The sequence below is a fragment of the Salinisphaera japonica YTM-1 genome (assembly GCF_003788585.1).
Lineage (GTDB): Bacteria > Pseudomonadota > Gammaproteobacteria > Nevskiales > Salinisphaeraceae > Salinisphaera > Salinisphaera japonica.
In genome coordinates, this window is record NZ_AYKG01000045.1 from 54,593 (window position 1) to 72,202 (window position 17,610).

A 17,610-nucleotide genomic window follows, 5' to 3' on the forward strand; every position below is an offset into this window, starting at 1 on the left:
TTAATTAGATATCTATGAGGCGCAGATGCATGTCGGCCGCGACTTAGGTGTGTATCCTTGGCTATTTCGAACATGTGAAGGTGCGGAGTGCATCTTTATTGAGCGAAAAAGCTTGGTTGGCCGACCCGCCGCCCACTCACACGCTAGTTCGCTCGCCAAACCTGCGGCGACACTCGCCGCGGCGGCTCTGTATGGCGTATATCGATCACCGCAACCGCCGTCCCGTGTTTCTGGGGCATCACCGCTTGCTATGTGTGAACCTCGGCCTCCAACCCAAGGCTCAAGGCACGTCCGGCAACCCTCGCCAGGTATTCCGCGGTAGAGATGAGTGCTCGCAACCCACCCTTCTCCTTCAACGGCTACCGATAGCAAGGCCCAATCACGCTCGCGGCGAGCATAGTTACTAAAGCACGCACCGATATTCGGAGCGCCTGTTGCGTCGATTACCAAGTCTGCTTCGTGATGAGCACTAGGGTCACCGGCGCACATCACATGAGCAATTACATTGTCGGCAAGGCGTTCACGCTTCAATCGCGCAGCAAGGGCTTGGGCTTTCGAAAGCCCAAGCGACGGTATCCCGAGAAGATGCCTGCCGCAGTTTTCTGGCCTGAGCGATTGGGGATCGTAAATATCTAGTGAGCCTTTATCTCGACCGGCGCCAGCTTGTACGAGGAAATCTGCGAGCTGGGCTCCGATCGCACCCGCCCCGAGTAAATGGATCTGCTTTCCTACAAGTGCGGCTGACCCAGACGGCGCATTTCTTGTCGAAACAAAGTCGTTGTCTATTCTCTGAAACGACCATCTCTGAACCGGTAGACTTCTTGTTAGTGCCGTATTTCCAACAAGCTGTTTAGCGAATTTCGCGCCCGGGCGAAATTTCGATACTAGTTGAGAGGAGACCTTTATATATGCTCCAAATCGTCCTGCTCTAGTCTCCAATAACATGAACGCCGAAGACGTTTTGCCCTTTCTAGGGCGAATCAGAGAACCCAGCTCTCGCCAGATTGACTCGGGATCGACCGGATTGTGGTCAGCGATCCAGTCGTTGAGCTCGGCTAACGTCTTTGGCGGCTTGCCGCTGGGCCATGTCGGAAACGGGTAGCTGTCAAGTTTCACCGTTAGACACGGAGGCAAATCCATGGCCTCGAAAATATCGAAGGCGCCGTATCTATTAGCCTCTTCGTCGCCCTTTCGCGCCACAATTTCTATCGGATTTGCGCGTTTCTCCTTTCTCCGGCCTAGCTTGAAGTGAACAAGACTTGTGCCTCGAGATAGAGGCCAACCTGTTTCCGAGATGTCGAGATACAGATTCGCGCCACGCCAATGGACTGCAAATTCGGAGTCGAACTCCCGAATTTCGTTGCCTTTTCGAATCCGATGAAACTCAGCTTCTGCGCGCTCCGCAGCGCTCACTACATGCCCCACGAAGTCGGTTGACTCGCTGTCCCATTCGACGCTTTCGTGATTCAGATAACAAAACCAGTCACCGATTCGGTGGAGCAGCGCCTGAGCCGGCGCCCCTGATACGGTCGTGAGACGCGCGCTCGGTGGAAGCCAGAGCTTATTTGGGTTGAAAGTCAGCGTCAGGGCGACGACACCGCCTTCGATCTCAAGATTTTTTTGATAGCAAATGCCCTGGGCATCCACTGTGGGCTGCCAATTCCGCGAAGAGAGAGCCTCGGCGATCTCGAGAAACAAATTATGCCGACTGTGCGTTTCCACGGAGCGGGATAGCGCGGTTGTTAGATGTATGCACTATTCCAGGAACTGCTAGGCCAAGGGTGTTCGTGACGCCAACGTCATTCTCTCTTGCTTCATCAGGTGCATCTGGGAAACGAATTCCGAATATCGCTTTCATCGTGTCGTAAGCCTGCTCGCATGACTGATCGTGAAGTGCGTCTCGAAGCGCCGACTGGCGCTGCCTAAGAGATGCCGCCAAACGTTCGCGTACGGAGTAATCCGTAGCTTCGAGAACGTCGATGTCTTCGTTGCCGGGCGCGGGCAGGCGCCCGAGCAAACCATCGGCCATTGGCCCTAATACGGCCAGCAGAGCTAGATCATCGCGTCCAACGCGGCAGAGGTTGAAATCGAGATGTTTAGCCGTTAGCAACGTCAGCGCAATAGAGGTCGGCCCTGCTGCATCGTCGCCCCAATCCCTGAGAGCCTTACAGAACCTGACGACGCGTTTGAACATCGGTCCGAACAATTGACTTGCATTCTCGATGGTATTGTTGATCGACTTTGCATCGGATCGGACCCAGCCGTCAGAGGTTGCGAGAAGAGAGGTCTCCGGTATTTCGAACCAAGTGATCTCGTCGCTTTGGGTCGTAGAGCTATCCATCTTCGAGCTCGACTCGACAAACGCTAACGCGACCATTTCCTGATGTCGCGCGCGTGGGATCGCATAGGATGTGACATCAATATGTGCGTCGTCGCGAATATAAATCCGGTCACAACAATGCTTTGACTTGAAGCGCCATCCGTTTGCGTTAGCGATTTGCGCCAAGGCTTGAGCCGTCAACTCCCGCAATTTTTTAGCGCCAAGCTTCGGCGTACTGGTCGCGCCTTTAATAAACTCAAGCGGCAGATACATACCAATATCACTATCCGCCTCGCGGTAATTCGTCGAACCTCGCAGGGGATCGATTAGCGTGCCGTACGCGTTGCTACCCTGCCGCAAGTATTTCGGCGCCGGCGTTACCCCCTCGTCACAAAGCATAATTGTGCTAAGGCCTTTTTTCAGGATAGCCGACAGCTCTCGCCTAATTATCGCCTCCGCGCGCCTGATTTCATCAAGCATCTCGTTATCCGGGGCGAGATTGACGAGAAGAGTCTTCGAGGAGCCGGACTTATGGAAGGCTCCGGAAAGGTTGTTAGAGGTCCGCATGGCTACACCCAGGTTCAGAACATACTTGCGCGTTTGTCGTGTTCACTATGTCTTTATGCGATAGTACTGCAACCGAAAACCGTAGTGCAACCGGAAAGTGAATGGTTTCGAAAAACGAACGCATAGGGCTCGCGATTGATCGGGGGAAGTCCTTTGAAGAACTCAGAAACGCGGTAAAAAAACGCATGCGTTACCTGGAGTTTCTCGCTTGGTTTCGTGGCTGGGTGTCTAGAAAAGACCTTATGGAACGATTTGATATTGGTCCTACGGCCGCAAGCTCCGATTTCACCATCTATTCGGACGCATACCCGAATAACCTGCGTTACGACCTAAAGAAGAAGCGTTATGTGAGTACGCCCGAGTTTGCGCCTGCCTTTCGGCACAACCTTCGTCGTGCCTTGCAGTCGCTTAGTTCCGCGCTCGACGACGACGCAAGATCCGATACAGAGGTGCCCATACCAGTGGCCCCTTGTCCTAGCATTCAGCGGGAGCTCGATCCCTCCGTCGTTGCGACTATTTGCAGGTCGATCTCCACGCGCAGCGAAATTATTGCGAACTACACGTCGATGTCGTCCGGTGATAAGGCGCGAAGATTGGTTCCACTAGCCTTACTGAGCGATGGATTTCAATGGCGGGTACGATGCTTTGACCGGGCCCGAAGCCGTCACGGATTCCGCGATTATATGCTTGCCCGCTTCGGCGTTATCGAGCAAGGCTCCTGGGAGAGCGGCCGCGATATATCACTTCGAAACGACCCGCAGTGGTCAAATTACGTCTGCTTAGAGTTTGCGCCTCACCCAAAGGCCCAGTATCGACCTGCAGTGCTTAGCTCGTACGATTTCGACGATCAGGAAGTGTTAAGAGTTAATGTTCGCGTCGCGGAGGTGGGATATTTATTGCGGCTGTGGCCAGTAGACGTAACGGAATCAGCCCTTCTTTCATCAAACGCTTATCAACTTCACCTAGCGAATTCCTTACAGGTTCAGCAAATAGTTGAAAACGTAACTCAGAATGAGTGGATATTCGATTCGTTAGCTGCCGAGCAGACTGAATTAGCCGAATTGAATAGACGATGAGCGGTCGACCGCTTTTGTTGCTCGTACGTTGAACTGCAGCCACGCCTAGCGTACGAGCAGTCTCGTCGGAATATATTTCATCGCGCCTGCGCTGCCTCAATTGGACGGAGCTGCCTTCTGTCCGAGTGAACTGGATCCTACTGACTCGACAGTCCTCAGTGGCTTTGAAGTGACAAGCTGCGGCAGGTCATGCGGCTTGAGGAAGCCGCGTTAGGAAGTAGATCGCCGTATCCTCAGTATCGCCACGATCCATAGTCATCGAAAGCGAATTGATGAAGAGGTCCGATTCTAGCCGGAAGCGGTCAAAGTTGGGATCAGATCGAGCTGATGTGATTATCACGGACAGGTGAATTAAGCGTCGGATTCGGACGTGGGGCGTTTTATTGACGAATACTCCCCGACCACATCGCGCGTGTCTCCACCAATTGTGTATCGCTGAGTACGACCTCCAGTTGTCCCTACCACCGAGCGTCTAACCACGACCCCACCCACATCCCCTACGACGCCGCCAGTTTGATGGCCATTGCTCGTACTGAAGTGCGCTTCCGGATGTTCTCGAACTTTTCTATCATGACGGCTCCAATCTGCAGGACTTGGTGTTTGACTCGCCTGTCGTGTCCGCACGTTCTGTTCGTACTGCAAGGGTCGCTACTGTCGATGCTGTTACTGCCGCAGTGCGACGTCAATCACGGCGTGAAATTGGGTATCAACCGGCGTGGTCGGGCACTCGGTTTTCGACTTTCGAAGAAACGTCTACGCTCTACGTACATAACGACGAATCTCAGAGCGCGCTCGATCTGCGGGTGTCGCAGCTTTTACAGCCGGGGGCGGCATGGATATCGAGAGCTTCATTGAGCGATGGCGACCATCCGGGGGCTCGGAGCGCGCGAACTACCAGCTGTTTCTGGCGGAGCTCTGTGATGTTCTGGGCGTGGCGAGACCCGATCCGGCTCAGCCGAACAATCAGGAGAACGCCTATGTCTTCGAGCGATCTCTGAGTTTCACCAACGCCGAAGGCCGCGAAACCACCAACTTCATCGATCTGTACAAGCGCGGCTGCTTCGTCTGCGAGACCAAGCAGGGCGTTGAAGAACGCGGCGGTGAGGATCTGTTGTCTGAAGCGATGGATCAGGCGAGCCGCACTCGCAAGCAGGGTCATGGGCGTCGTGGCACGGCAGGATGGCATCGAACCATGAAAAAGGCTCGCGGTCAGGGCGAACGCTATATCCGTTCGTTACCGACAGCCGATGGCCGGCCTCCATTCCTGCTTGTTGTCGATGTGGGACACGTCATCGAGGTCTATGCCGAGTTCAGCCGAACCGGCGGTCACTACACGCCCTACCCGGACACCCGCGGGTATCGTATTCGCCTAGACGATCTACGCGAGCAGCGCGTTCGTGACCGTCTTCGCGCGATATGGACAGATCCCTTGGCTCTCGATCCGGCGCGCGTAAGCGCACGCATCACTCGGGATATCGCCGACCGGCTCGGCCGGCTGGCTCAATCGCTCGAGCACGATGAGCATCCACCCGAGCATGTGGCGTCTTTTCTGATGCGCTGCCTGTTTACGATGTTCAGTGAGGATGTCGGCCTACTACCGCACAGGAGCTTCACCGAGCTTCTGGAGTCCCTTCGCGACAATATCGAGTATGTGGCACCAAGCCTTGAGCAGCTTTGGTCCACGATGAACCTGGGCGGGCGCTCCATCCAGCTCCGTAAAAAGCTGGTGCGCTTCAACGGCGGCCTGTTCGCAGACAACTCGGCGATCCCACTGACTCGCGATCAGCTCGAGTTGTTAATTGAATCGGCCCATGCCGACTGGACGAACGTCGAGCCGGCGATCTTCGGCACGCTCCTAGAGCGTGCCTTGGAACCGACTGAGCGACACAAGCTCGGCGCGCACTACACCCCTCGCGAGTATGTCGAACGCCTGGTCGTACCCACGATCGTCGAGCCGCTGCGAGAGGACTGGGCGAATATTGAAGCTGCGGCCACGCAGATCGATGATGCCGGCGACACCAAGAAGGCAATCGCACTGGTGCGGGACTTCCTACGTCGGCTCACACAGGTGCGCGTGCTCGATCCGGCCTGTGGAAGCGGCAATTTCCTCTACGTCACGCTGGAGCATCTCAAGCGGCTCGAAGGTGAAATCCTCGAATCACTCGCTGGTTTCGGTGCGACTCAGGGGACACTGGAAACCGAAGGCCTGACCGTCGATCCACACCAGTTGCTCGGCCTGGAAATCAACCCGCGTGCGGTAGCGATCGCCGATATCGTGCTCTGGATTGGCTACCTGCAGTGGCACTTCAGAACACATGGCAATGTCCTACCGCCCGAGCCGGTGCTTCGAAACTTCCAGAACATACAGCATCGCGATGCGTTGATCGAGTGGGCGTCAGTTGAGGATGATCGTGACGAACACGGACAGGTGATCACCCGTTGGGACGGTATAAGGACCAAGCCCAGCCCGGTGACTGGCAAAGAGATCCCAGACGAAACGGCTCGGATTAACGAAGTGGTCTATCGCAACCCGCGCCGTGCCGAGTGGCCCGAGGCTGACTTCATTATCGGCAATCCGCCCTATTTGGGCGCTCGCGTGATCCGCGCCGCCGTGGGCAGTGGATACCTGGATGCGTTGCGTTCGGTTTATGACGATGTACCGCAGAATGCCGATTACGTCATGTATTGGTGGTATCGCGCGGCGGAGGCCGTTCGGCAAGGCGCAACGCGGCGGTTCGGGCTTATCACGACGAACAGTATTCGCCAGTCGTTCAGTCGCAGCGTCCTCGAGACACATCTAAAGGACAACAAGAACTTCCGCATCGCTTTTTGTGTGCCTGATCATCCCTGGATCGACGCGCACCTGGGTGCCGCGGTCCGTGTAGCAATGACGGTCGGTGCCGGCGCCGGCCTTCCCGGGCAACTTTCCGAGATCGAGGCGGAGTCCTACGATGACGAAGGCGTCGCACAGATCGATTTCACGACCAGCCTGGGAGATATAACGCCCGCACTGACCGTCGATTACGATCCGGCCGCCTGCCCGCCTCTGGTCGCCAACAAGGGCGTATGCAGTGTCGGCTATCAACTCAGCGGCAAAGGTTTCGTTCTGACACAGGATGAAGTGGCCACGCATTTTCAGAACGCGTCTGAGGGATTGATTAAGCCCCTGTTGTCAGGCCGCGACATTACGCAGCGCACGCGTGATTTGTTCGCCATCGATGTCTGCGACTTCACGGAAACAGCGCTACGTGACCGAGAGCCCGATATCTATCAGTGGCTTGCTGCGCGAGTTAAGCCCGAGCGTGATGAGAACGCACGTAAGTCGGTCGCGGCCAAGTGGTGGATCTTTGGAGAGCCACGCAATACGTTCCGCCCCGCGTTGGTGGGTAATCGCTCTGTTGTCGCTACATCGCTCACCGCGAGGCATCGGATCTTCGTTCGCGTTCCCGCCGAGACGCTAGCCGACAGCACGACTGTGATGTTTGCTCTGGACGATTCGTTCCACTTCGGGGTGCTATCGAGTCGCTTCCACGTGCTTTGGGCCGTGCGTTCAGGCAGTCGCATGGGTGTCGGCAACGATCCTCGGTATACGAAATCGAATTGCTTTGACAATTACCCTTTCCCTGACGCCCAGCTTGAACGAGCCGATGCAGTGAGGGCTGCAGTCGCACGCATGCAACAGCACCGCGAATCACGCCTCTCGCAGTATCCTAATCTGACGCTCACCGGCATCTACAACGTCATGGAGAAACTGCGTGAGGGCAGTACGCTGACCACCACGGAGCGCACGATATACAGCCAGGGTGCGGTTCAAGTGTTGCTCGAATGTCACGACGAACTCGATGCCGCTGTCGCATCGGCATACGGGTGGTCTGCTGATCTGAGCGATGATGACATTCTCGAGCGGCTTTTGACGCTGAATCTCGAGCGCGCTGCGGAGGAGCGGAACGGCCACGTGCGCTGGCTGCGGCCGGGTTTTCAGAATCCGACTGGGAGCGATCAATCAACGCAGGCCGAGATCGCTGTCGCTGCGCAGCAAGACGCCAAGCAGACGGGCCGGCCGAAATTGCCGGCGGATCTCCCGGAACGGTTTTCTGCTGTTCGCTCGGTGTTTTTCGACTTGCCCGAGGGCGCCGACACGGATGGTGTGGCGAAACGTTTCAAGGGCGCAAAACGGAAAACTATCGACGAGATTCTCAAAACGCTCGTTGGCCTGGGTCAGCTCAGCCGCGATGAGGCCGGGGTGTACCGCCGGTGATCAATTGGATACGCGCGGATTTCCCAAGGCCCGTTTTCTTGCGGGCATCAATCACGCTTAAGCAAAATATGACCAAAGTTGCCTAACCTCGATGCTTGTTTTGCAGCGCTGCGATGGAATGAGCGCGTTAGGCGGCCGAAGCCTGCCGTTTCGAAGGTCGAGCGACCGTCAGTAACAGATCGCACTCGTCGCTTATCGATCGCCGCCCGGCTTTGGCTCAAGATTGACGTGCTGTTCGATGGCCGGGTTGGTCAAAGCGAATGCGGATATCCGCGACCTTTCCCGACTACCCTTCCGTCTCTACCTTAATGGGCATTCGGAAACCCTTGCGCCGAAACCGACAGGTGATCTGCGAAAATAAGGCTTCAAATGAATTCGGCAAGCTTATGTCAAAACCGGTTGTGACATAGAAAGCGCTTTTATCGCCTCTCACGGCTTTAATAGTCGCCTAGTGTCTAAACCAGTTGTGACAAATGACCGAAAAATTATGCTACGTGAACCTGCGGTTTTTCAAAACTCAAACCGGGTCAACGCCGCCTTCGGCGAAGATTTTTTGGTATGAATGGATAAGTCTCAACTGGTTGCGACGGAAGGCTGTACGATCTTTGCTTAATGCAGAGTCGCGCCGGTTTCTTCAGTCAATAATAGTTCTCTCCTAAGAGTTTCGTTTAACAGATCGAAAATGGCACGCGGTGGCGACTCCCTTTGCGTTACTAAGTCACATCGGCTCCATCACGAGTTCGTACGAACGGCAGCTTTCCATACGCTAGTCGAATAATCGCGCTTAACCGGTCCATACAGGACATCAATTGGACCGGCATCAGATCCACTCTTTAAACCTGGTCCAAATTAGCCCAGCTTTGGACCGCAAAATTTTCACAATGGTTTTTCTGGTCTCCGGAAAGCCCACATCGGACCGGATAACACAGTTGGCGGATTGCGCCGGTCCGTTTTGTACCTTCTTGAGACCATGAAAACAAACGATAGCTTTACCTGTAACGAAGAAGCGATTTGGCTGACAGTTATTAGTGAGTTCTCACTCGTTGATCTGGGCACCTCGAAGGAGGCACACCACAGAGACGGACAAGGGGTGTTTTGCCGCGATATGGCTAGTGCCCTGATTTCAAGGCTGAAGCCGTCGGTCTGGCGCGATGGTCATCCGGCAGCGCGCGCACGGTCGTCCGCGATCTCTGGCTGAAATCGACGATGCGCAACCGTTAGTAAGTCAATGCCCAAAGTTGGTCGAAGCAAAGCGTTGAGGGCACCGACAGGCCGCTTGATCGGGAGCCGTCCAACTTTAGACGTGAGCAGGGACATGTCAGCCCGGACAGCTGGCGCGCCCTTCGCTAACAGGCTCGACAAGGGGATTTCATACTTGGACGAACCGATTGTCCAGCGGCTAGGCGCGCATCAGCGCTTAATTGATCGAGAACATTTGCGTCTAACAGCGTGACAGCAACGACGTGTTCGATGTCCCGCGGCTCATCGAAGCGCTGCAGTTCGAAGGCGAGACCGTCAGCCGCTATCGGGTGGCTCGGCCAACGACCACCAGCGGCCTTCAAGGCATCCCGCAGCGTCGGCGCTGGCGAGCCAAGCCGTCTGGCGTTCGCGCGAGTCAACTCCGCAAATATTCAGAGCTCGGTTTCACGACACTTGAACCCAACACAAAATGGGGTATCGATATCGTCCGTGTACGAACCGCCGAAGCCTAGTAAAGCTTTTGTGTCGTCGTAGACCAGTGCAACACAGGCGTGGTGGGCTGATCGATAAGCGCGCACTTGACCCGTCGTGATCTCGTACTATAGGCCGAGCTGATGGCGCATTGACAACACCAAACGCACGACGAGCCGTGTGTGTTGCCCCCGGATCAAGGCGCGCAATTTACTAGCGACGACCATCAACGCTTCCTATGCGGTCATAACCTGAAGTGCAGCGTAGGTGTGATCGGCCGTTGCGGCGACTATGCCATGGCCGCAGCCTCCTTCGTTTTACTCGAGCGAGAGCGTGTAAATCGAAGCGGTTATCAGAGGCTAGCGAAGGTGCGTACCAATGTCTTCGATTACGTCAAACGCTTCTATAATCCGCGTATCCGACACCGCATGCATGCCAAAAAATGCAATGCTCGCTTTTTGCCTTTTCTCAGCCGTCCGTGGAAGCGGTGTTGAATCCGATTTCCGACTGTCGCTTAAAGCCTCAACTTCGTCATCGCATCCATCGCATGCTGTTGCAAAAGATGGCCGTAGTGCTTCTCGATCATCGATAGACTCGTCCCGGCCATACGCGCCACTGTCATCGTGTCAATGCCTCCTATAAGCATGTCGGTGATTACGCTATGACGGAAGGTATAAGCACAGGTCTCTCGTGGCAGGTCGGTTTCGACTACGGCCTTCTGAATCACGTCTCGCCAACGAAAGCGGGTCCAGGCCGATCCGTCGGTATATCCAACAAGCGGCTCATCGTTCGCTTTTTCTTTCGCTTGCTCGTCCAGAAGCCGTTTCGCATCCGTTGATAAGGCGATCGTGCGGCCGGAGGCCACCTTATCATGCTGTATGACGAGAGAACTGCCCTGCAAATCAGCTACTGTGCATGCTGCCAGAGCGCCGGGGCGGAGCGGCAAGAGCGAAATACCTCTTACGAATGGTTGAGCGTGCGCGGCTAGGGCCTCTATCAACCTTCGACGTTGCCCTCGATCGAGGTACAAATCGCGGCGCGTGGTGACCGTAGCCGGCCTCACGGTTTTCCATTCAATCGCTTGCCCTCCATCGACGTATCGAGACGCAACTGCGTAATTGAGTGCGGCCTTCAGCGCAGAGAGGTAGCGATTAGCGCTTCCTGGTTGCATATTCAGCGCCGCCCGCCAGTTTTTAACGTGCGCTGTACGTAGTTTAGAGAGTTCGATTTCACCAATCGGATCGCCATAAACAGTTCGCCGAAATCGGCCGGCCGTGTCGGCCACGTTTGACTCGCCTTTTTCGCGGCGACGGTCCTTTACGTAATCTCGACATGCATCAGATACAGTCTTTATTCGCGTCGTATCGACGCCCGCTTCCAACGACCTCGCCCATGCCCGCGCAGCCTTAACCGCTTGGTCGTGAGTGATGGCATCTGAGTAGCCTAGAGATTTGTGTCTATGCTTTGCGCCTTCGCTGTGCAATCGCGCGATCCATGTGCCACCAGCAGCAAGCTTCCTGAATCCGAGATATAGACCTCGGTCGAGCGGTGCGCCCCAGTAGGGTTCTCTTCTTGGTGGCAATTTTTTACGCACACCTGCTTTGTCGATTTCGTACCGAGCCACGATATCCACTACTGACCGTCCGTACGGACATGGTACGGATATATCGCTCAGAACGCACTCGGACTCTATCGGACTAAAATCATTTAATTCAGCCGCTTATCAATTCCGAGGCCGTCCGATGAAGTCCAGAATTCTGCCTTCACACGGCAGGGGTCACTAGTTCGAATCTAGTACCGCCCACCATTCTCAGGCATCGACGACGCGATCTGTCTGCCTGGAGTTTCGGCGCAGCGTTTACCGAGCACGCGCGCTAATGCTTGACTTTCCCGTCTTTCGTTCCGCTATGTGAGTCGGGCGCGAAAGTCCTCGATCGTTAAGCGTAGTCCTTCATCCAGACCAATCGTCGGCGACCAGCCCAGCGCGTCCCGCGCACGTTCTATAACCGGGCATCGCCTGGCCGGGTCCCGATCTGGTAGTGGCTCGTGCACGAGCGCGGATCTGGATCCGGTCAGCGCGATAACGCGCTCGGCCAGTTCACGAATCGTGATTTCGTATGGATTACCGAGATTGATCGGCCCGGTAACCAAGGCGGGCGCATCCATCAGCGCGAGCAGCCCATCGATCATGTCGCTGACGTAACAAAAAGAGCGTGTCTGGTTGCCCTGGCCATAGAGCGTAATCGGCTCATCGGCCAATGCCTGGCGAATGAAGTTAGACACCACGCGCCCATCACCCGGATGCATGCGCGGGCCGTAGGTATTGAAGATCCGCGCAACCTTGATCTCGGTCGCGTGCTGGCGGTGATAGTCGAAGAACAGCGTCTCGGCGCACCGCTTGCCCTCGTCATAGCAGGCTCGGGCGCCTGTCACATCGACGTTCCCGCCGTAGGTTTCGGATTGCGGATGAACGCCCGGGTCGCCGTAGACCTCGCTGGTTGAGGCCTGAAGGATCCGCGCCCCGGTGCGCTTGGCCAGCCCCAACATGTTGATAGCCCCCTGCACGTTGGTCTTGGTTGTCTGGACCGGATCGCGCTGGTAGTGGATCGGCGAGGCCGGGCAGGCAAGATTGAAGATGGCATCGACTTCGACATAGAGCGGAAAATTGATGTCGTGCCGAATGACCTCGAAGCGCGGTTCGCGTCTGAGGTGTGCGACGTTATCGGCATTGCCGGTATAAAAATTGTCGACGCAAATCACATCACAATGGGCCGCCAGCAGGCGCTCGCAAAGATACGACCCCAAAAACCCTGCCCCGCCGGTGACAAGTACGACGGGACGCGAACGCGTCGACGATCTTATTTGCATGTCGGCATGATACGTGATGACGCTCGCGCGTGGTTGTCTCGTATGCAAGGCTATGCGCCGTCTTGCCCCATCCGGCCGCCAATTTGTCGTCACGTATCACCGGCTTCCAGCTGATTAGCCCGTTGCTGCTCTTTGGCTCACTTGTCTTTTTTGTCGTCTGGTCCTGCGACGGCGTTATGAGTTGGGGCGGCGACAATGCGCTGTACCTGATGCACGCATCCAACCTGTTGACGAATCATGCGTACGCCGCAACCGGCTACGTGCAAAACCCGTGGGCGTATCTGTCGCCGCAGAGCTACCCGCCGGGACTGCCTTTGTTGATCGCCTGGGTCTGGTCGTGGACCGGGTTTGATGTATTGGCCTTCCAGTACGCCCTGAGTACGGTCTTTTGTCTGGCAATCGGTGCGTTTGCGGGCTTGATACATCGTGATCTGGTTACGGCCCGCGGTGGCGCGACTATTTGGAGCGCTCTCATCGCATGCGTCGGGTTCAATCCGGTCCTTGTCTCGATTGGCACCGACATACTCTCTGACGGGTTGTTTCTCGCCTGTGTATGCTGTGGCCTGTGGGCGCTAGAAAGTGCTTATCGCCGGCAAGATGCTCGCCATACACGGCTGTTGCTGGCAGCACTGGGCGGCATCGCAATCGGCTACGGCGTCAGCACCCGAGTATTCGGGTGGATGCTCTTGGTGGCCATCCCGGCCTTCGAAATGTTGCGTTTTCGACGGGCCACCAACACGGGGGCTACGGCTGTTATGACGGCCCTTGTGGTCTATGCGGCGATGGAGGCTGTGACGATGCTGTCTGTCGTCGACGCGCCAACCGGCATGAGTGCGGCACCGGGTGAAGGTTACGGCGCGCTGTTTATTGCTGGCCTTTGGGAGCATCTAGGCGCCCTGCCTGGTCGGGTCCTGGGCGCGATCATGGCCTACGCCTCGGGCGCCGGGTCTTATCTTGTACTGGATTGGCCGGTGGGTCCCGGCTCACAAGAGCCCGGGATGTGGCGTTACGGGCTGACAGCGATCGCACTGATGGCGGGCCTGCACGGATTCGTTCATAACGTACGCCGGCAACTACAGCTACGCGACGTATTCTGTGTTCTCTATCTTCTAGCACTGCTGCCGTGGGGCGCGCACACAGCGCGATACCTCTTGCCAGTCATACCTTTCTTCTTTTTCTACATGTGTATCTCGCTACACGCGTTGGCCCGATATCTACCGTCTCGCATTGCAACGTGTGCTTCGCTCGTCATCGTGCTCGTCGTAGGCAGCGTGTATGCCGGGCAATATCACCGGCAATTCGAACACGAGGCTAGCCTGCGTTCTTTCGCGCCCAACTCGCCGGTCGCCCGCTCTCTGTTCACTTATATTCGTCGCCAGACGCCCGCCGATGCACTCATCGTGTTTCGAAAACCTCGGGTTGTGTCGCTATTTACCGATCGATATGCGGTTACGCTGACCGACACCGCCAATCCCGTGCCGAATGACACACGGGTCCTTGATTACATGAATCGGATTGACGCCGATTATCTACTCGAAAGCAGGCGCCTGGACGGCGACACGCTCTCTGGCCTGCTTGCACGACATGCACCGCGCTTTCGACCGGTCTATCGCAACCCACAGTTCATCTTGTATCAATACCGCGCCAAACCGACATCCGCTAACCCATGACACATAGCGAACTCACAATCGATGTCGTCATCCCGGCGCATAACGCCCAGCGAGACATTGTTGCCTGTCTCGCCCCGCTGCTCGGCATGCGGCACCGAGGGGAAATCGCCCGGATCATTGTCGTGGACGATGCCTCTACCGATGCCACCGGGGGAGTCGCCACGTCGGCCGGTGCCGATCGTGTGGTGGAGCATGCCATGTGCCAGGGCGCAGGCGGCGCCCGCAATTCCGGGGTCGCCGTTTCGAACGCCGCAATCATCTGGTTTGTGGATGCCGATGTCGTCGTGCACGACAACGGGGCGCGTGTTCTCGCCCGGCGTCTATCAGACAACAAAAAAGTCGATGCGCTCTTCGGCTCTTACGGCCTAGAGCCGATTGCCGATAATTTTTTGTCGCAGTACAAAAACCTCATTCATCATCGCACCCATCAACGACACGCCGGCCCGGCACAGACATTCTGGACAGGGTGCGGCGCCGTCACGCGCGCGGCATTCGATGCAATCGACGGTTTCGATGCCGTTGGCTATCGCGATATCGGTATGGAAGATGTCGACTTCGGGTATCGCCTGCGTGCCGCCGGCTATGTCATCGAGCTTATCAGCGACTGGCAGTGCGAGCACCGCAAACGCTGGACGTTGTTCAACTTGCTGCGGGTAGAAGTCTTTCATCGCGCTCTACCCTGGTCGCGCCTAATCCTCACGCATCCCAAGGCCCCGGCCGGGCTGAACGTTGACGCCGCCGAACGCGTGCGTGCGAGCATCGCAGGCTTGTTCGTGCTTTGCGTCCTACTTGTTCTAATCGGACTGATCAGCGCTGGCTGGCTTGCAGCGCCAAGCATTGCACTGGCGTATATCAACCGCGGCCTGTTTCGATTCTTCAATCGTCATCGCGGGCTTTGGTTCGCATTTCGGGCTGTGTTGTTCCATCAGGTCTATTACCTGTACAGCGCGGCGACGTTCGTCTATGTCTGGGCCGAGCACCACGGCTACGGACTGGCTCGTCGTTTCAAACGCGATCGCTATGCGTGAAGCGCTCGGCCAGGTAGCCGGCCGTGGTCGCGAGCTGCGACAACGTTAGCATGACGGTCTGGCGCAAGGCCTGTGGCCGGCGCTCTCGCATCGGATAGATGATCAGATCGCCGTAAAACGACAGCCGCTCAAACGTTCGCCGGCCCCCCGAAGCGCTTCGAGCCTGACGCAGCGCGTGCACGCGGCGGGCCCCGCGCCCGTAATTGAAATGCTGGCGCCAGAACGCACGCGGCGTGAGTGCATGGAAATGCTCGATACGGGCTGCGGGCGCTTGCTCGATGATGCCGCCGCGCGCAATCCAGCGGTCACAGAAGTCTCGATCCTCGCCCGCGGCCAGCGGGAAATCGGTATCGAAACCGCCTAGCGTTTCAAAAGCATTTCTTGAAAGCGCCATATTGTTGCTCGTGACGAAATCGAGCGCCCCGGCGCCGGCTTTCTGGGCGCTGGCATAAAGATAATCGACAAGGGTCTGACTCGCGGCTGCACCGGCCATATCGGGGAAGCCATTGATCGTCATGCCGCCGATGAGCACGTCGTTGCGCGCATCCAGGCCGCGCGCGAGTTCGACCAGCCAGCGCGCGCTCGGCCGGCAGTCGTCATCGGTCAGCGCGATCCATCGACCACGGGCTAAAGCGACACCGGCGTTACGCGCACTTGCCGGACCGGCGTTTGCCTGTCGGTGCAGGATGAGCACCAGTCGTTCCCGAAACGGCTCGACGATAGCGTCGAGTGGCTGCGGGCTGCCGTCATCGACGATGATCACTTCAAAGCCGCCGGCCGGCGGCACTTGTCGAGACAACGCCTCGAGCAGGCCCGGCAGCTGTGCCCCGCGGCCAAACGTTGGAATAACGATGGACCAGACGGGCTCGGATTGGGCCATCAAAGCCTCCGTTGCGTCAGAACGTCGCTATAAAGCGCGTTGTAATCGGCGGCCAGCGCGCGCCAATCCGGCTGGGCTTGGATCCAGGCCCGCGCATTGGCGCCAAGCGCCTGGCGGCGCTCAGGATGCTGGGCTAAATACGCGATCGCCTCAGCCAGGCACGCGACATCGTCCGGCCTTACGGTCAAGCCGCGCTCATCGGCCAACAAATCCACAATATCGCCCAGGGCACTGCCAACACAGGCGAGCCCGCTGGCCATGGCCTCGACCAGCTTGATCGGGCTTGCAAATCGCGTGATCGCGGCATCCCGACGAGGCACGACAAACAAATCAAGCATGGCCAGATACCTCGGAATATCCTCGGCCGGCACCTGATCGGTGAACGTGACCGGCAGCCCGCGCCGGGCCACCTCGCCGGCCAGCCATGCGTGCTGGGTTCCGGTGCCCACGAGCACGACATGCAGCGCAGGCAGGCGATCTCGCAAACGCTCGACGGCATCCAGCAACACGTCGAGGCCTTCGTAGCGGAGCATGTTCGTCGTCGAACCGATGACGAAATCGCCCTTGGCTATCCCAAGCTCGCGACGCAATCCGCTTGTATCCGGCGTCGGACAAAAACGATGGCAGTCCACAGCATTGGGCATGGTCACGATCGGGGCGCGCAGCAAGGGTTGGCTCTTTGCGATCAGTCGCGCCAGTGAGTGACTCGCCGCGACCACGGCGTCGGCCCCCAGAAGATGACGCTCAAAACGCAGTCGGAGCAGATGCTCCAGGCCGGGAACACGCCGGCCGACGGTTTCGCTCATCACCGCGCCGGCCAGATCGAAGCGCACTTCGGCAATAAACGGAATATCCAGACGCTCGGCCGCCCGGCGGGCTGCCGAGCCGATACCGGACGACCAGTGACAATGGATAATATCGATCTGAGTGTCGCGGCAGGCGTGCACAATTTCGTTGGCCAATGACCCGACGGCGATATGGTCGGAGCGATAACGGCCGAGCCATCGCTCGCTTGGCGCGTGGCGCGCGACGTAGGCCGTGCCGGCGCCCCGGCCCGACGGCATATTCGCCCCCTCGGCGCCCCGACGCGTCTGTCTCGAGCTGACCAGCACGTGCGCACGACAGGCGCCACTGACGGTCTGTGCCGCAACGATATGCCAGCCGCGGCTGGTGTAGCCGGTGGATAACGGCCGCCACGTCTCGACCACGTGTAGAACACGCGGCGCCTCGAACGATCGTCGATGCGGGCCAGATGGACGCAGTGATTGTGGA

11 protein-coding genes are annotated in these 17,610 nt (G+C 57.4%); 5 read left to right on the forward strand and 6 right to left on the reverse strand.

Annotated elements, in window-relative coordinates; all coding sequences use genetic code 11:
• Positions 1-12 precede the first annotated feature (12 nt).
• Together SAJA_RS15615 and SAJA_RS12435 are read right to left on the reverse strand one after the other, a co-directional pair.
• Positions 13-1,140, reverse strand: a complete 1,128-nt coding sequence (locus tag SAJA_RS15615) for a ThiF family adenylyltransferase (RefSeq protein ID WP_425471667.1) — start codon at positions 1,138-1,140, stop codon at positions 13-15.
• Between the two features lie 559 nt (positions 1,141-1,699).
• Entirely contained in the window at positions 1,700-2,887 is a 1,188-nt protein-coding gene (locus SAJA_RS12435) for a CBASS cGAMP synthase (RefSeq protein WP_123658992.1), read from the reverse strand.
• Positions 2,888-2,988: 101 nt separating this feature from the next.
• Here SAJA_RS12435 and SAJA_RS12440 point away from each other — a divergent pair, with 101 nt between their 5' ends.
• From SAJA_RS12440 to SAJA_RS15250, 3 genes are all read left to right on the forward strand, one after another.
• The gene (locus SAJA_RS12440; RefSeq protein WP_123658993.1) at positions 2,989-3,963 is read left to right on the forward strand and encodes a BrxR family helix-turn-helix transcriptional regulator; all 975 of its coding nucleotides are present in this window, start codon (positions 2,989-2,991) and stop codon (positions 3,961-3,963) included.
• Positions 3,964-4,795: 832 nt separating this feature from the next.
• Positions 4,796-8,221 carry a class I SAM-dependent DNA methyltransferase gene (locus SAJA_RS12445; RefSeq protein WP_123658994.1) on the forward strand — a complete coding sequence of 1,142 codons (3,426 nt, stop codon included), beginning with the start codon at positions 4,796-4,798 and terminating at the stop codon, positions 8,219-8,221.
• A 1,463-nt stretch (positions 8,222-9,684) separates the two neighbouring features.
• Positions 9,685-9,933: a hypothetical protein gene (locus SAJA_RS15250; RefSeq protein WP_123658995.1), complete on the forward strand. Its 249-nt coding sequence runs from the start codon at positions 9,685-9,687 to the stop codon at positions 9,931-9,933.
• Positions 9,934-10,406: 473 nt separating this feature from the next.
• Here SAJA_RS15250 and SAJA_RS12455 read toward each other — a convergent pair whose 3' ends face one another.
• The gene (locus SAJA_RS12455; protein WP_123658996.1) at positions 10,407-11,525 is read right to left on the reverse strand and encodes a tyrosine-type recombinase/integrase; all 1,119 of its coding nucleotides are present in this window, start codon (positions 11,523-11,525) and stop codon (positions 10,407-10,409) included.
• A 272-nt stretch (positions 11,526-11,797) separates the two neighbouring features.
• Positions 11,798-12,760, reverse strand: a complete 963-nt coding sequence (locus SAJA_RS12465; RefSeq protein WP_123658997.1) for a UDP-glucuronic acid decarboxylase family protein — start codon at positions 12,758-12,760, stop codon at positions 11,798-11,800.
• Between the two features lie 62 nt (positions 12,761-12,822).
• On the opposite strand from SAJA_RS12465, the gene SAJA_RS12470 reads away from it, so the two are divergent.
• Both SAJA_RS12470 and SAJA_RS12475 read left to right on the forward strand, forming a co-directional pair.
• Positions 12,823-14,430: a hypothetical protein gene (locus SAJA_RS12470; protein ID WP_123658998.1), complete on the forward strand. Its 1,608-nt coding sequence runs from the start codon at positions 12,823-12,825 to the stop codon at positions 14,428-14,430.
• On the forward strand, positions 14,427-15,458 hold the full coding sequence (locus tag SAJA_RS12475; protein ID WP_123658999.1) for a glycosyltransferase family 2 protein: 1,032 nt from the start codon (positions 14,427-14,429) through the stop codon (positions 15,456-15,458). Before SAJA_RS12470 ends, SAJA_RS12475 begins: the two co-directional genes overlap by 4 nt.
• On the opposite strand, the gene SAJA_RS12480 is transcribed toward SAJA_RS12475, so the two are convergent.
• Both SAJA_RS12480 and SAJA_RS12485 read right to left on the reverse strand, forming a co-directional pair.
• Positions 15,436-16,338, reverse strand: coding sequence for a glycosyltransferase family 2 protein (locus SAJA_RS12480; protein WP_123659000.1), 903 nt, complete (start codon positions 16,336-16,338; stop codon positions 15,436-15,438). The genes SAJA_RS12475 and SAJA_RS12480 overlap by 23 nt on opposite strands.
• Positions 16,338-17,546 carry a glycosyltransferase family 4 protein gene (locus SAJA_RS12485; RefSeq protein WP_184999871.1) on the reverse strand — a complete coding sequence of 403 codons (1,209 nt, stop codon included), beginning with the start codon at positions 17,544-17,546 and terminating at the stop codon, positions 16,338-16,340. Before SAJA_RS12485 ends, SAJA_RS12480 begins: the two co-directional genes overlap by 1 nt.
• Positions 17,547-17,610: the final 64 nt, after the last annotated feature.